At 51.1% G+C, this 13,498-nt stretch carries 12 protein-coding genes and 3 pseudogenes; 10 read left to right on the top strand and 5 right to left on the bottom strand.

Going from position 1 to position 13,498, the window contains the following annotated elements; all coding sequences use genetic code 11:
• Positions 1-319 (top strand): hypothetical protein (locus tag ABLV54_RS12265; protein ID WP_348814163.1); only part of this gene is annotated, 319 nt, incomplete at its 5' end.
• Between the two features lie 161 nt (positions 320-480).
• On the opposite strand, the pseudogene ABLV54_RS12260 reads toward ABLV54_RS12265, so the two are convergent.
• Positions 481-3,464: pseudogene (locus ABLV54_RS12260) on the bottom strand (Tn3 family transposase).
• Positions 3,465-3,623: 159 nt separating this feature from the next.
• On the opposite strand from ABLV54_RS12260, the gene ABLV54_RS12255 reads away from it, so the two are divergent.
• The 4 genes from ABLV54_RS12255 (at position 3,624) to ABLV54_RS12240 (ending at position 6,016) form a co-directional block, all read left to right on the top strand.
• Positions 3,624-4,208: a recombinase family protein gene (locus ABLV54_RS12255; protein ID WP_012695450.1), complete on the top strand. Its 585-nt coding sequence runs from the start codon at positions 3,624-3,626 to the stop codon at positions 4,206-4,208.
• A 184-nt stretch (positions 4,209-4,392) separates the two neighbouring features.
• On the top strand, positions 4,393-4,950 hold the full coding sequence (locus ABLV54_RS12250) for an OsmC family protein (RefSeq protein WP_000108589.1): 558 nt from the start codon (positions 4,393-4,395) through the stop codon (positions 4,948-4,950).
• 141 nt (positions 4,951-5,091) lie between these two features.
• Positions 5,092-5,673 carry a TetR/AcrR family transcriptional regulator gene (locus ABLV54_RS12245; protein WP_121560238.1) on the top strand — a complete coding sequence of 194 codons (582 nt, stop codon included), beginning with the start codon at positions 5,092-5,094 and terminating at the stop codon, positions 5,671-5,673.
• A gap of 4 nt (positions 5,674-5,677) precedes the next feature.
• Positions 5,678-6,016, top strand: coding sequence for a carboxymuconolactone decarboxylase family protein (locus ABLV54_RS12240; RefSeq protein ID WP_000888080.1), 339 nt, complete (start codon positions 5,678-5,680; stop codon positions 6,014-6,016).
• A 29-nt stretch (positions 6,017-6,045) separates the two neighbouring features.
• Here the strand turns inward: ABLV54_RS12240 and ABLV54_RS12235 are convergent, their stop codons facing one another.
• Positions 6,046-6,375, bottom strand: coding sequence for a thioredoxin family protein (locus ABLV54_RS12235; RefSeq protein ID WP_002431133.1), 330 nt, complete (start codon positions 6,373-6,375; stop codon positions 6,046-6,048).
• A gap of 213 nt (positions 6,376-6,588) precedes the next feature.
• Here ABLV54_RS12235 and ABLV54_RS12230 point away from each other — a divergent pair, with 213 nt between their 5' ends.
• The 3 genes from ABLV54_RS12230 (at position 6,589) to ABLV54_RS12220 (ending at position 9,301) form a co-directional block, all read left to right on the top strand.
• Entirely contained in the window at positions 6,589-7,695 is a 1,107-nt protein-coding gene (locus ABLV54_RS12230; RefSeq protein ID WP_006687059.1) for an alkene reductase, read from the top strand.
• Positions 7,696-7,760: 65 nt separating this feature from the next.
• Entirely contained in the window at positions 7,761-8,462 is a 702-nt protein-coding gene (locus ABLV54_RS12225; RefSeq protein ID WP_001194072.1) for a DsbA family oxidoreductase, read from the top strand.
• 65 nt (positions 8,463-8,527) lie between these two features.
• Complete coding sequence (locus tag ABLV54_RS12220) at positions 8,528-9,301, top strand: SDR family oxidoreductase (protein WP_004729618.1); 774 nt, start codon at positions 8,528-8,530, stop codon at positions 9,299-9,301.
• Between the two features lie 185 nt (positions 9,302-9,486).
• Here ABLV54_RS12220 and ABLV54_RS12215 read toward each other — a convergent pair whose 3' ends face one another.
• The gene (locus ABLV54_RS12215; RefSeq protein WP_348814162.1) at positions 9,487-10,710 is read right to left on the bottom strand and encodes an aminotransferase class I/II-fold pyridoxal phosphate-dependent enzyme; all 1,224 of its coding nucleotides are present in this window, start codon (positions 10,708-10,710) and stop codon (positions 9,487-9,489) included.
• Between the two features lie 133 nt (positions 10,711-10,843).
• Positions 10,844-11,713, bottom strand: a complete 870-nt coding sequence (locus ABLV54_RS12210) for a DMT family transporter (RefSeq protein WP_001567390.1) — start codon at positions 11,711-11,713, stop codon at positions 10,844-10,846.
• Positions 11,714-11,953: 240 nt separating this feature from the next.
• Between ABLV54_RS12210 and ABLV54_RS12205 the strand changes: the two genes are divergently transcribed.
• Positions 11,954-12,706, top strand: coding sequence for an alpha/beta hydrolase (locus ABLV54_RS12205; RefSeq protein WP_004729622.1), 753 nt, complete (start codon positions 11,954-11,956; stop codon positions 12,704-12,706).
• Between the two features lie 50 nt (positions 12,707-12,756).
• Positions 12,757-13,046, top strand: a pseudogene (locus ABLV54_RS12200) (Tn3 family transposase); the annotation flags it as partial.
• A 149-nt stretch (positions 13,047-13,195) separates the two neighbouring features.
• On the opposite strand, the pseudogene ABLV54_RS12195 reads toward ABLV54_RS12200, so the two are convergent.
• Positions 13,196-13,498, bottom strand: a pseudogene (locus ABLV54_RS12195) (hypothetical protein); the annotation flags it as partial.

Raw genomic sequence — 13,498 nt, 5'->3', positions numbered from 1 at the left:
CAGCGTTGAGGATGAGCACCTGCAGCGGCCCCGCTTACCCGCCAGCGTTGAGGATGAGCACCGTCAGCAGCCCCGCTTACCCGCCAGCGTTGAGGATAAGCACCGTCAGCGCCCCCGTTTGCCCGCCAGCGTTGAGGATGAGCACCGGCAGCGGCCACGTTTACCCGCCAGCGTTGAGGATAGCCACCATCAGCGGCCACGCTTACCCGCCAGCGTTGAGGATAGCTACCATCAGCGGTCACGTTTACCCGCCAGCGTTGAGGAGGAGCACCGGCAGTGGCCCTGTTTGCCCGCCAGCGTTGAGGATGAGCACCGGTAGCGGATCCGTTTACCCGCCAGCGTTGAGAATGATTCCCCTCTACCGACCCCGTTAACATGCCAGCTTTGACACTACCAGCGACTACAGTCGACATTAAAATCGCCGTGACCTGCTGCAGCGTGATATACGGGGTCCGCTTGGAAAACGGAAATTATCCCACGCTAAGACTGTTTTTTGTACAAAGCGGTATCGACTGTACGTAATGAGCGGTATTTTCCGGATCCCAGCTTAAGATTATTACGCCAGACGTAATCTCCACTCAGATTGATATGTTCCCAGCCCAGGGGAGAAAGATGAGAGACCAGTTGCTCATTTATCGGGATACCCTTTCGTTTTAGTGACTCAATAGCTCTTTCTATATATACCGTGTTCCACAACGTGATCGCTGCTGTCAGTAATGTCAGCCCGCTGGCGCGATAACTCTGATTCTCCAGCCCACGATCCCTTATTTCACCCAGACGGTGCAAAAAGACCGCTCGCGCAAGGGCATTACGGGCCTCACCCTTATTCAGCCCCGCCTGCACGCGTCGGCGCAGACCGGGATCACGGAACCAGTCCAGAATAAATAGTGTCCGTTCGATGCGGCCAATCTCTCTCAGCGCTTTGGCAAGTCCATTCTGTTTTGGGTAACTGGCTAACTTTTTCATCATCAGTGATGCGGTGACTGTCCCCTGCTTAATCGAGGTTGCCAGGCGCAATACCTCATCCCAGTGCGACTCAATGTCTTTGATATTCAGGCAGGTTGTTGATATGACAGACTGAAGCCCCGGATAGCGCTCGGCCTTTCCATGAATAAACAGCCGCTTGTCATGAAGATCACGGATCCTTGGCGCAAAAGCGAATCCCAGCAGGTGCATCAGGGCGAAAACATGTTCAGTGAAGCCTGCGGTATCGGTGTAATGCTCGGTAATTTCCAGATCGCTTTCATGGTACAGCAGGCCATCAAGCACGTGGGTTGAGTCGCGCACCCGGCTGATCACTTTGGCGTAGAACGGGCTGTATTGGTCTGAGATATGCGTATAAATCTGCACGCCCGGCTCCTGACCATATTTAAGATTGACCTGACCGGCATAACGTCCGTGACTGCCTACCCGAAAGTTCTGCCCGTCTGACGACGATGTTGTCCCGTCGCCCCAGAATGCGGCCAGAGGCCGCTCTTTCTGTGCGTTGACCAGCTCGGCCAGTGCCGCTGAATAAGTTTCATCCCTGATGTACCATGCCTGAATACCTTCGAGTGACGATCTTGTGGCCCCAGGGCAGGATTCCGCCATTTTTGTCAGCCCAAGGTTGATGCCGTCAGCCAGAATGGTGGTCAGCAACAGTTTTCCGTCTTTTGGTCTGACGTTATTATTTTGAGGTGCGCGAAGTGACGCGTAAATCCCGTCCAGCTATCAACTTCTTCCAGTATCTCCGTAATTTTCGGATGGGGAAGCATGCCATAGACCAAATCTGCAAAGGGCGAAACACCTGAAGGAACGCTGTTCTCCAGTGGAGTGATTTTTACGCCTTTATCTGAGATATCTACATCGGGCAAATCACCGGCAAGCGCCATCGCGTTAACTTCTTCCAGCCGAGATGCAAGAAGAGTCATACGGGCCTGAAGGTATGCCTGGCTATCGGTCTGAACGGCCAACTGTAACTGGTCATTATGTCGGGATTTCTCAAACTCAGCAGTCGGGATGAGATAATCATCAAAATTTTTGTAGCGGCGCGATCCTTTTACCCAGATATCACCGGAACGTAATGCACCCTTGAGTTCATTCAGTACGCAAAACTCGTAGTACTTGCGGTCGATGCCTGAAGGCGTGAGCACCAGTTTTCGCCAGCTTTCAGGGATAAACCCTGTTGGCGCTGATGGCGGCACTTTACGAAGTTGTTTACGGTACATTTCCGTTATGGTGTCCAGCGCATCGCTGAGCGCCTGCGCCGCAGGTGTCGCCATGAACTGCAATGCTGACAGCATACGCGGGGCATATTTACGCAACGTACTGTATTTTTCGGTGATCAGATGAAGCGCGTCGAAATTGCCCTTACGGGAAAGAAACCGCGTTTCTTCCACGCTGTTGATGAATTCCTGCCAGGGAAGGACATCTTCTATTGCAGTCCAGGGATCTTCCCCGGATTCTCTGGCGTTAAGTAACGCCTGCCCGACGGTAACGTACTGCTTCAGCTTGCTCTGAATAAGCTTTCCCGTTTGCTGGAGCCGTTCGGCCTGCGTGCGTTTTGCCCTGCTGAACAGACTACCCAGGATACGCTAGTGCAGATCAATCACTTCGTCAGTCAGGGTGGCCCTGGCCTCTGTTATTATACAAACCAGCGTAGCGTAACGTCTGACATCGGTGAATTTTGCCAGGTCCCTGCTGCTCATTTTCCGGCCCTCACGCGCCAGTTTAAGCAACCTGTTCTGGTGAACGGAAAGTGCAATACCATCAGGCAACCCCAGCGCAGCGATGGAATTAAGCCGGTCGATATGTTGCAGCACATTTTTACCGTTTATTTTACCCGGAGGCTGTAGCAGCCATGCCAGACGGGAAGGTTGTTCACCCTCTGATATGAGCAGGCTGTCGAGTGCTGATTTATGCTGCTTTTCCAGTTGCGCGGTAAGTGTCGAAAATACCGATCTGTTAGCGAGCGTGACGACTTCGGCAAGCGTCCGTTCGATCACTTCAACAGAAGGGAAAATAACATTATTGTTATGTAGCCAGCTGAGCATTTCTTCCGCCAGCATAAATCCTTTGTCAGTTCGCATGGCATAGGGGTGCAGATGACGGATACAGTCTTTTTGCATTGACCGGCTGAACGGGGATAGTTCCAGGTAGCGATAAAGTTCGGTCAGATGTTCCCAGCGGGTTTGCTCTCTGGATGCATATTCCGGCCATAAATCAGGCTGAAGTTTCAGTCGGGAAGCAACCCTGGATACAACGCCATTGTGAGGAGCACTGCTTTTGTCCGGAATAAATCCAGGTCCACGCAGATAACAGAGTAATACAGCAAAGCCCAGGCGATTCGCTGGCCTTCGGTGCTTATTAATGAGCGCAATATCCGGTTCGTTCAGAAAACACATTCGGGTCAGAATAATTTCATCATCTGGTATAACCAGTAAGCGTTCCTGCTCTTCGCTGCTCAGTATCTGTCGCCGTGGCATAAATGCCTCCCTCGCGTATAGTTTTCATCTGTTATTTGTTCGCTGTGACCGAAACCGGTCGGTTTCGTACACCACTTACAGCACATGTCCGAAACTTAGTGAAATTAATTTCGGACACACGTTATAATTCGGACATCCATTTCGTACGGAAAGTTTCCCATGTCACGTGTTTTTGCCTACTGCAGGGTCTCAACTCTGGAACAGACCACAGAAAACCAGCGTCGTGAAATTGAAGCGGCGGGTTTTGCCATCAGATCCCAACGACTTATTGAGGAGCATATCAGTGGCTCGGTTGCTGCCAGCGAACGCCCCGGATTTATCCGGTTGCTAGATCGCATGGAAAATGGGGATGTACTGATTGTCACCAAACTTGACCGTCTGGGTCGTAATGCGATGGATATCCGAAAAACAGTAGAGCAACTGGCGGCTTTAGATATTCGCGTTCATTGTCTCGCACTCGGAGGCGTTGACTTGACCAGTCCGGCCGGAAAAATGACTATGCAGGTAATTTCTGCTGTAGCGGAGTTTGAGCGGGATTTGCTGCTTGAGCGAACGTATTCAGGTATTGCGAGGGCAAAAGCGGCTGGAAAACGCTTCGGTCGCCCCCCCATCCTGAGCGAGGAACAAAAGCAAACAGTGACAGAGCGCCTAAATGCTGGCATCAGTATCAGTGCTATTGCCCGGGAATTTAATACCACCCGCCAGACTATCCTTCGGGTAAAGGCTGGATTGCTGCAAGAGTGAGCGGCTGGGAAGATTATAAAAAAATCAAATGGTTATTATGAAATAAAACAGCCTGCTGGGTTCTTTTCCCCCTATTTTTTATAAAAGAGTAGACAAAAGAGGTTCGCGATATTAATCTACCAACTAGATGGTTGGTACTGATTACACCAGCTATACCTTTTATCAAGAAATTACAGGAGCCATTATGTCTACTACCGTTAAACCTTCTGCAGACGCAGCTGCGATCCACAATACCCGTGAAGCAGTTCGCAGCCAGCCTGGCCTGGGTAACCTGACTTTCCAGATGAAAGCCCGTTCCAGCGGCGGATTAACCGTTCGCACAGAGACCGGCGCCACAATCCAGAACGGCGTTATCGATACCAGCCGTGTGGGGAAATTTTCTAATATCGGTGATGAACCCGCAGGTTTACTCGGCACCGATACCGGCATGAGCCCGACTGAATACATCATGCAGGCGCTGGCTGGCTGTTATACCGCCACCCTTACCATGATGGCTGCTGAAAAAGGGATCGACCTGGACGGTATCGAGCTGGATCTTAATTTCGATATCAACCTCAACGGCTTCCTTGGGCTGGACAGCAACGTGCGTAAAGGTGCGAAATCTATTCGCGTCGATGTTCACCTTACGAGCAAGACCGCCAGTCGCGAGGAGTTAGAAGCGCTGGTCAGCGAAATGCAAAAGAATTCGCCAATCCACGATACTCTGGCTAATCCGGTTGAAATGATTACACGCCTGGCGTGATGTCAGAGATGTAATGCTGCCATTCAGAATGCAGGATGGCAGTGACGTTCAGCTCTGCACGATACTGAGTCAGTGATACAACTTGCTACGGAAAAATAGCAACAATATAATCTATCAACTAGTAGATTATATGGAGTAATTATGACAACCATGACACGGGAACGGCTGCTCAGCGAAGCAGAACACCTGATGCGCGAAAAAGGGTATTCAGCATTCAGCTATGCTGATTTATCAAAAATAGTGGGTATCACCAAGGCCAGTATTCATCACCATTTCCCGACCAAAGATATTCTGGGTGAGCAGGTGGTAATACAGGCGTTCTCTGATACACAACGCGTATTTGAGCAGATAGAGGCGACTGAGAAAAGCGCGGAGAGAAGAATTGCGGCTTACATCGATATCTTCGCGCAAAGCCATAAAGCTTCGCTACTGCCACTGTGTTGTGCGTTGTCAGCAGAGACCGCCAATCTGCCTCAGGCAATTACTGTACAGACATCACTTTATTTCGATATGCAAATCGAGTGGCTCACAAAAGTCGTCAGGGCGGGCATGGAGTCAGGTGAGTTTTCATCCCATGCCGAACCATCAGATATTGCTTTGATGATCATTAATGTCTGTGAAGGCTCAAGCGTAGTGGCGCATGCAACGGCCAGACCCGAAGTCTTCGCCAACAGCCTTAAGTATATAAAACTGCTTCTTAATACCCCTTATTCAGGAGAATGACACTATGCTGGACTGGAACAACTATCGCTCAGAGTTAATGCAACGTTTAGGCGAGTTGGGCAAACTGACCCCCGAGACCATGAAAGGCGTGGTTGCCCTGGGCAACGCAGGTAACAAAACTGACCTTTTGGGCGCAAAAGTGCGTGAACTCATTGCCCTGGCGTGCGCAGTCACAACCCGCTGCGACGGCTGTATTGCTTTTCACGCCGACGCCGCTGTGAAAGCCGGTGCAACCGACGCTGAAATTGCTGAAGCGCTGGGCGTGGCGATTAACCTCAACGCTGGCGCGGCGGTCATTTATTCAGCCCGCACTCTGGATGCCGTCGGTCAGGCACGCGGTTAAGCATTAATAAATTCCACGTTAAAAGGGCATTACTGCCCTTTTTTTATGTCCGCAATAGCCTGAGCATATACCGATGCAGGTTTCACACCCGGTATGCGTTTAACTAATTGCCCTTCATGAAATATCAGCACAGACGGCAGCCCCCAGATCTCGTATTTGGTTGTCAGCACCGGCGCCTGATCTACATTGACTTTCCCCACCTGAATATCTCTATCGAGCCGGTCTGCAAACTGACTGAACATTTCTTCGCTGGCCTGACAGGGCGGACACCAGGGTGCAGAGAAACGTACCACCGATATTCCTTTGTACTGCTCTATCTGGCGGAAATTATCTTCGTTATAAGCTGTTAATGTACGCATGGTGATGACCTCGCAAAATGAGTGACAATTCAGAAATGGCTGCGTTATGACAAAAAAATACGACACACCCATTGACCTACCTACTAGATGGTTGGTATATTGCCACCCATCAGATGTTTATGCAACTCCAGTGCGCGACGTCCAGTCGATGATACTGCCGGGCTGTGCAAATCCCTGCCGGGATACTCCTTTTTGTTTTTTGTGAGGTATACGATGAGTAAGCTTTTCACCCCCTACAATCTGTCTGGCCTGGCGTTAAAAAACCGTGTAGTCATGGCACCGATGACCCGCACCCGCACCATGAATGACGTGCCGGATGAGGTCGTGGCTTTGTACTATGCACAGCGTGCTTCTGCTGGCCTGCTCATCACCGAAGGGATGCCGGTTTCAGAAGAAGGCCGGGGTTACCTTTATACCCCTGGTATCTACAACGACGAACACGTCCAGGGCTGGCGTAAGGTGACACAAGCGGTTCACGCCAAAGGTGGCCGTATTTTCGCGCAGCTCTGGCACGTCGGCCGTATGTCTCACGTCTCTCTTCAGCCAGGCCACATAGCGCCGGTTTCAGCGGGCACCGTTCAGGCGGTCAATACCACCGTTTTTGCGCTGACCGAATCCGGAGAACCGGGCCCGGTTGTACCAAGCCAGCCACGCGCGCTGGAAACGCATGAAGTTAAACGCATCACTGCAGACTTCGTGCACTCCGCACGCCTGGCGATGGAAGCCGGCTTTGACGGCGTGGAAATCATGGCGGCAAACGGATTCATCTTTGACCAGTTCCTCAGTAGCGAACTGAACACCCGCACCGACGAATACGGCGGCTCGGTGGAAAATCGTCAGCGTTTCCTGCTGGAGACCATTGACGCCGTGGCGGAAGCCGTGGGTAACAGCCACGTTGCCGTGCGCCTGTCACCGTTCGGCCGCATTTATGACCTCGCGCCGTATGAAGGTGAAGAGCAAACCTGGTCAGCCATCACCGACGCGCTCGGTCAGCGGGAACTGGCCTACGTACACCTTTACTATCAGCCGGTGTACACCAAAGCGCCACTTCCGGAAGGCTTCCGCCGCCGTTTTCGCAACACGTTTAAAGGCACCATCATCGCTGCCGGCGGTTTTACCCGTGATATCGCAGAGCAGGCTCTGGAAGATGATGAGCTGGATCTGGTGGCATTTGGTGTGCCCTACATCGCTAACCCGGATCTGGTTGAAAGAATGCAAAACGGCTGGCCACTGGCAGAAAGTGACCGCGCCACCTACTACGGCGTCAGTGGTTCCCCGGAAAAAGGCTATACCGATTACCCGGTCTGGCAGGCGCAATAAATCCCATACGGTCGCGGTTCTCTGATAAGTGAGATCCGACCGCCCAACGTCTTTGAGGAATCATTATGCAAACGCTGAAACCCACCCTTACCATCGATATCTGGTCAGATTTGGTCTGCCCGTGGTGCTGGATTGCTAAAAAAAGATTTGAACAGGGTCTGAATCGCTTTGAATTTCGCGACCAGGTGGTGATCCGCCATCACAGCTACCGTCTGGCCGGTGGTACTCCCGCGATGCCTTTTAAGGATGCCATCGTTAAAAAGCTGGGCAGTCAGCATTCAGCGGAGCTGATGATGAATCAGGTGGGCACCGCCGGTAAATCTGAAGGTCTGATCTACAACTTCGACGGCATGATGTTTGGTGATACAGAAGATGCACACACCCTGCTGGTTGCCGCGCGTAAGGCCGGAATTGCGGACGCGGTGGAAGAACGTTTTTATCATGGCAGTATCACCGAAGGTCGCTCTCTCTTTGACCGTCAGCAGCTCGTTGCCATGGCCGTAGAAGCCGGTATGCCGAAAGCTGACGCTGAAGCCGCCCTGGAAAATGACGATTTTCGCGCCACCGTTTCCGACGATGAAGCCCACGCACAGTCTATTGGCCTCAGCGGCGTTCCGGTTTTTGTGATGAACGAAAAATATGCCATCAGCGGGGCTCAGGCAGCAGATAACTTTTTGAATGCCCTGCGTCAGGTCTGGGATGAACAGCAAACCGAATTTTCAGCCACTGCGGGTCAGACCTGCGGAACGGATGGCTGCAGTATTTAATCCGTCAACCGCCGGCAGTTTCACGCTGCCGGCAACGTCTTACCCACCAGTAATGGAGTCAGAAAATGAACACTTTTTTCAAAGGTAAAAAACTGCTCGTCGTCGGCGGTACCAGCGGCATGGGCCTGGCCGTGGCACGCATGGTACTGGAAGCGGGCGGCAGTGTCGTGCTGACCGGGAATAAAAAAGACAAAGCCGAAGCGGTGCAAAAAGAACTGAGCCCTCTGGGACCGGTTGCGGTCATCGCGGCGAACCTGATGACCGAAGAAGGTATGGAAACTATCCGTCAGGAAATTAATGCTCACCATCGCGATATCAGCCTGATGGTGAATGCCGCCGGTATCTTCATGCCCAAAGGATTTACCGAGCACAGCTTTGCCGATTATGACATGTATCTTTCGCTGAACCGAGCCACGTTCTTTATTACACAGGATGTCGTGAAGAACATGCTCGCCGCGAAGCTCGAAGGGTCTATCGTCAACGTCGGTTCGATTGGTGCTCAGGCTGCACTGGGTGACTCGCCGGCCTCGGCCTATTCAATGGCAAAAGCGGGTCTGCATGCCCTGACGCGTAATCTGGCGATTGAGCTGGCCAGCGCGGGTATTCGTGTCAACGCGGTGTCTCCCGGGATTGTTCATACGCCGATATACGAAGGCTTCATGGACAAAGCGGATATCGCAGATGCTATGAAGTCGCTGAACGATTTCCACCCGCTGGGACGCGTCGGAACTGCCGAAGATGTGGCAAACACTATTCTCTTCCTGTTGTCTGACAAAACCTCATGGGTGACGGGCGCTATCTGGGATGTCGATGCGGGCATCATGGCGGTCAGACGATAACCCCGTGACGCTGGCATAAGCCGCCCCTTAAGGGCGGCATTTTTTTGTCGCCAGACATGTCATCAGCAGGCTTCACTAAGAATATTCACGACCTGTTCATCCGTGCCTTTTGTGTTCCCGGCACAGGGTGTTATGCCGGGTTCTGACGACATCCTGACAGGACAAAACGGCCAGAGAGAAAGGGGTTATACACGATGAGGAGCCGGTATCCGCAGTACCTGTGAAATTCTTTTCATCCCTGCTGTCAGCATACTCCGTGGGCAGGCCAGATTTAACCGGATATATCCGTCCCCATTGTCGACAAACAGCAAGCCCCCTTCAAGAAGGACCCCTGACTCCCGGGCAAAATACAGCGATAAATCCTCACCTGCGGTGTCGGGCAGGTAGCGGCTAATATCTATCCAGGCCAGATATGTCCCTTCGGGGATCGAGAACCTGGTTTCGGGTAAATAGCTTTTGAGATAGTCGTGCAGGTACTGGAAATTGCCGTCAATATATTCCCTCAGATGGACAAGCCAGTCATCACATTCACTCCACGCCGCTTTGTTTGCTGCCAGGCTCAGTGGAGAGATGAACTCGTCGTGTCTGAGACGCCACTCGCTTCTGACACCGGGATCCGGAATAATAATATTTGCCAACAAATTCCCGGCCAGATTGAATGTTTTACTCGAGGACATGCAGGTAATAATGCGTGTAGAATCAGGGAAAAGAGAGGCGGCCGGTGTATGACCGATACCGCTTCGGGACAGGTCGCAGTGAATTTCGTCAGATATCACCCAGATGTCATTGGCCAGGCAAATTTCAATAATCCGCTTAAGTTCATCAGGCCGCCAGACTCGTCCGGTCGGGTTATGCGGATTACACAGGAAAAGAATTTTCACACGTAAATCGGCCTGACTGGCTTTGCGTGCAAAGTCTTCCCAGTCAGGTTCCCAGCCGCCTGCTGATTTTTTTAACGCCGAGTACACCACGCGACGCTGACTGTATTCACCCGCCTTTTTAAACGGGCCATATGAAGGCGTCATAATAAGAATACTGTCATCCATGTCGGTCAGAAGCGGGACGAGACGGTTCAGCGCGGGAATAATGCCCGGAGACAGCACAATGTCTTCCGTTTTGAAACGGCGACCATATTGTCGCTCACACCAGCTGCCAAAGATCTCATAGTATTCTTCGTCGTAGATTTTAGTGTAGCCGAGTATTTTTCTATCCAGACGGTCTCTGATGGCCTGAAGAATCGGCTCTGGTGTGGCAAAAGCCATGTCAGCAACCCAGAGGTTGATTAGCCCTTCTGCCGGATACCGCATTGCAAATTCGGACTGTCCCGAAAACAGGTATTCCCGCCAGCCGTCCACGGTGAGACTGTCTGTTTTCTCTCTGCTTACGTACTCATCAAAATCATATTTCATTTCATAAACCTGCCTTAGGTATAGTCAGAAACGTCGACCTCAGTATTACTGTCAGTCTGATGCCGGAGCGGGAAAACTGGCTCGTGTGATTAACATAAGAGAATCATCACAACTGCATGAATTAATTGCGTTATTAAGGTTCTCTCGCCTTTGTCATCGACTGACGGGGGGATTTCTCGCGTGTCACCATCACAATGCCAGTCAGCACCGCCAGGGCAGAAAATATCGTTCTGACCGTCAGTGATTCATCCAGGAATACCACACCCCCTAGCATTGCCAGACAGGGAACGCTGAGCTGAAGGGTACTGGCGGTGATAGAGCCGAGAGAGGGTAAAAGGGTATACCACAATACATATGCACCGGCTGAGGCGGCGGCACCGGACAGCAATGACAAAGCAATGCCCGCAGCATCATAGTGACCCTGCTTCATAAACAGCAACGAAAGAGCGAGAGCCATCGGCGTGGCGAGTACAAAATTTGCCGCCGTTGAAGCCCCGGCCGCCTGGCCCGCCCTCCCCCTGACGGAATAGGCGGCCCAGGCTAATCCGGCAACGATCATCATAAGTGCACTGTAAAGCGGCGGTGCCTTCGCCCCGGGTAACAGCAGGGCAGCAATTCCTGCCAGAGCAATAACTAAACCGCAAGCCCGCATAACGGAGAGTGATTCCCCTTTAAATAATCCGTGGATCACCATCGCAAACTGTACGGCACCAAAAAGTAACAGCGCACCTGCCCCGGTATCGAGATGGATATAGGCGACAGAGAAGAGCACTGCGTACACCATGAGGTAAAATCCGCTCAGCGGACGCCACAGCGATAATGTAGTTTTTGCGTGATAAAACAAGAAAGGTGACAGGACGAGTGCACCACTGGCCAGCCTGAGGCTGCTGAATGAAAGGGGATCAATGTGGCCTCCCTGCAGGGCCAGACGGCACAGAATAGAGTTTGCAGCAAACGCCAGCATTGCCAGGGATATTTTAAGAATGAGCGCGCAATTGGCCATTCAGTGAGACCTCATAAAATTCTTGTAAACTACCATCTAGTTGGTAGCATAGCGTAAGTGATCACCGAACAGGAAGCAATAATCAGCTTTCAAACTGGAAGGTGAGGACAGGCATTCGGAATGAATTCTGTTTCACATCCCCAGTAGAGGAAGGAAAACGCGTAATGCCAGATGCAGAGCAGAAGATTATTTTTCCCTGCGATCAAACATATGAAATCAGTTTAAGACCTGGAATATCCTATGAAAAAACTAAAATTTACGTTCAAAAATGCGGCTGGTGAAGAACTGGCCGGATTGCTTGAACTTCCTGAAAATCCTAAAGCGTTTGCGCTGTTAGCTCATTGTTTTACGTGTGGCAAAGACCTCAAAGGCGCGGCGCGTATTGCGCGGAAACTGACAGAGAATGCTATCGCCGTTCTCCGGTTTGATTTTACTGGTCTGGGAAACAGCGAAGGGGATTTTTCCAACACCAACTTCTCATCCAATATTTCGGACCTGCTTTGCGCGGTAGATTATCTCCGCCGACAGTACGAAGCGCCTTCTTTGCTCATTGGCCATAGCCTGGGGGGATCGGCCATTCTGTCTATTGCCGGCGAAGTTCCTGAGGCAAAGGCCGTTGTCACCATAGGATCACCCGGAGAACTGACACACGTAAAACGTCTTTTTAAGGATGATGTTGAAAACATTAACCAGCATGGAGCCTATCCCGTTGAGCTGGCCGGGCGGGTATTTACCTTAAAGAAACAGATGCTGGACAATATTCAGGAACACAAAATCGCTCATAAGGTGTTCGCCATGAACAAGCCTCTGCTTATTTTTCATGCGACTGAAGATGATACTGTGTTAATTGAGCAGGCCGAAAAAATATTCAAAGCAGCAAAGCATCCCAAGAGTTTCATTTCGTTGGGTAAGGCGGATCACCTTCTGACTCATGCTCAGGATGCTGAATACGTTGCCGATATCATTATATCGTGGAGCGAATGTTACCTATAAACAGAGTAAATGCGTTCAAACTCGTAGCGCAGAGGGCGATTTTCTGCAGAGATCGGACGCTGTTTATGCTGGACTGATTTTGCGATAAAGGCTTAGGCCGATGCATACAGGCGGGGCTGAATAAGGGTGAGGCCCTTGGGCGAGCATCCTTCATGCACCGGCTGAATGAAATCAGGGATCTGGGGGTGGGAGGATCAGCGTTACCACGCCACCGGCGCTGACACTACATACGGCGGCGATAACACTCTGGAATACGGTTTATATAGAAAGAACCATTGAGCCGCTTAAGCAAAAAGGAGTCCCTGTTAATGAACTGCTGGTCTCTCATCCTTCTCCACTGCTGTACAAAATATAGTCTTAGCGTGGGATAATTTCCGTTTTCCAAGCGGACCCCTATACGCCCGGCTGGCATCAAAAGAATCTTAACCAAACAGCACACATCCAGCGGTACAGGAGGCCAGGTTTAACCCGGGGCAGAAACAGATTGATCTATAGCGACTTGTTAGGATCATTTAGCAAAAACCAATCCCGAAAGGCCTGCTTGCTATCGAAGGTGGGAAGGTTATGTATGGACAAGTTCCAGTTAATGATTTTCACTATAAAAGACAAAAATTCAATTTCAGCCTCATTCAGTACACCCTCTCCTTTTTTCCGTATATAGAAGTCATACCATCGTTCGTAGGCGGCAACATTGATAGATTCAGATGCTTCCAGAAGCCGGGGGATATAATAAACCAGGGCTTTGTTGAATAAATCAGATTTCGGGTAAGTCTCCCCCGTAGCGGGTTGTGT

This window comes from Klebsiella sp. JB_Kp042, assembly GCF_040065275.1.
Lineage (GTDB): Bacteria > Pseudomonadota > Gammaproteobacteria > Enterobacterales > Enterobacteriaceae > Klebsiella > Klebsiella quasipneumoniae.
The sequence above is the reverse complement of the archived record's forward strand: the minus strand, read 5'-3'. Positions and strand labels throughout refer to the sequence as shown.

What these genes read in the sequence shown, in the direction of transcription:
- ABLV54_RS12255 (WP_012695450.1), top strand. Translation starts at nt 3,624, where the DNA reads ATGTCACGTGTTTTTGCCTACTGCAGGGTCTCAACTCTGGAACAGACC.
- ABLV54_RS12250 (WP_000108589.1), top strand. Translation starts at nt 4,393, where the DNA reads ATGTCTACTACCGTTAAACCTTCTGCAGACGCAGCTGCGATCCACAAT.
- ABLV54_RS12245 (WP_121560238.1), top strand. Translation starts at nt 5,092, where the DNA reads ATGACAACCATGACACGGGAACGGCTGCTCAGCGAAGCAGAACACCTG.
- ABLV54_RS12240 (WP_000888080.1), top strand. Translation starts at nt 5,678, where the DNA reads ATGCTGGACTGGAACAACTATCGCTCAGAGTTAATGCAACGTTTAGGC.
- ABLV54_RS12235 (WP_002431133.1), bottom strand. Translation starts at nt 6,375, where the DNA reads ATGCGTACATTAACAGCTTATAACGAAGATAATTTCCGCCAGATAGAG.
- ABLV54_RS12230 (WP_006687059.1), top strand. Translation starts at nt 6,589, where the DNA reads ATGAGTAAGCTTTTCACCCCCTACAATCTGTCTGGCCTGGCGTTAAAA.
- ABLV54_RS12225 (WP_001194072.1), top strand. Translation starts at nt 7,761, where the DNA reads ATGCAAACGCTGAAACCCACCCTTACCATCGATATCTGGTCAGATTTG.
- ABLV54_RS12220 (WP_004729618.1), top strand. Translation starts at nt 8,528, where the DNA reads ATGAACACTTTTTTCAAAGGTAAAAAACTGCTCGTCGTCGGCGGTACC.
- ABLV54_RS12215 (WP_348814162.1), bottom strand. Translation starts at nt 10,710, where the DNA reads ATGAAATATGATTTTGATGAGTACGTAAGCAGAGAGAAAACAGACAGT.
- ABLV54_RS12210 (WP_001567390.1), bottom strand. Translation starts at nt 11,713, where the DNA reads ATGGCCAATTGCGCGCTCATTCTTAAAATATCCCTGGCAATGCTGGCG.
- ABLV54_RS12205 (WP_004729622.1), top strand. Translation starts at nt 11,954, where the DNA reads ATGAAAAAACTAAAATTTACGTTCAAAAATGCGGCTGGTGAAGAACTG.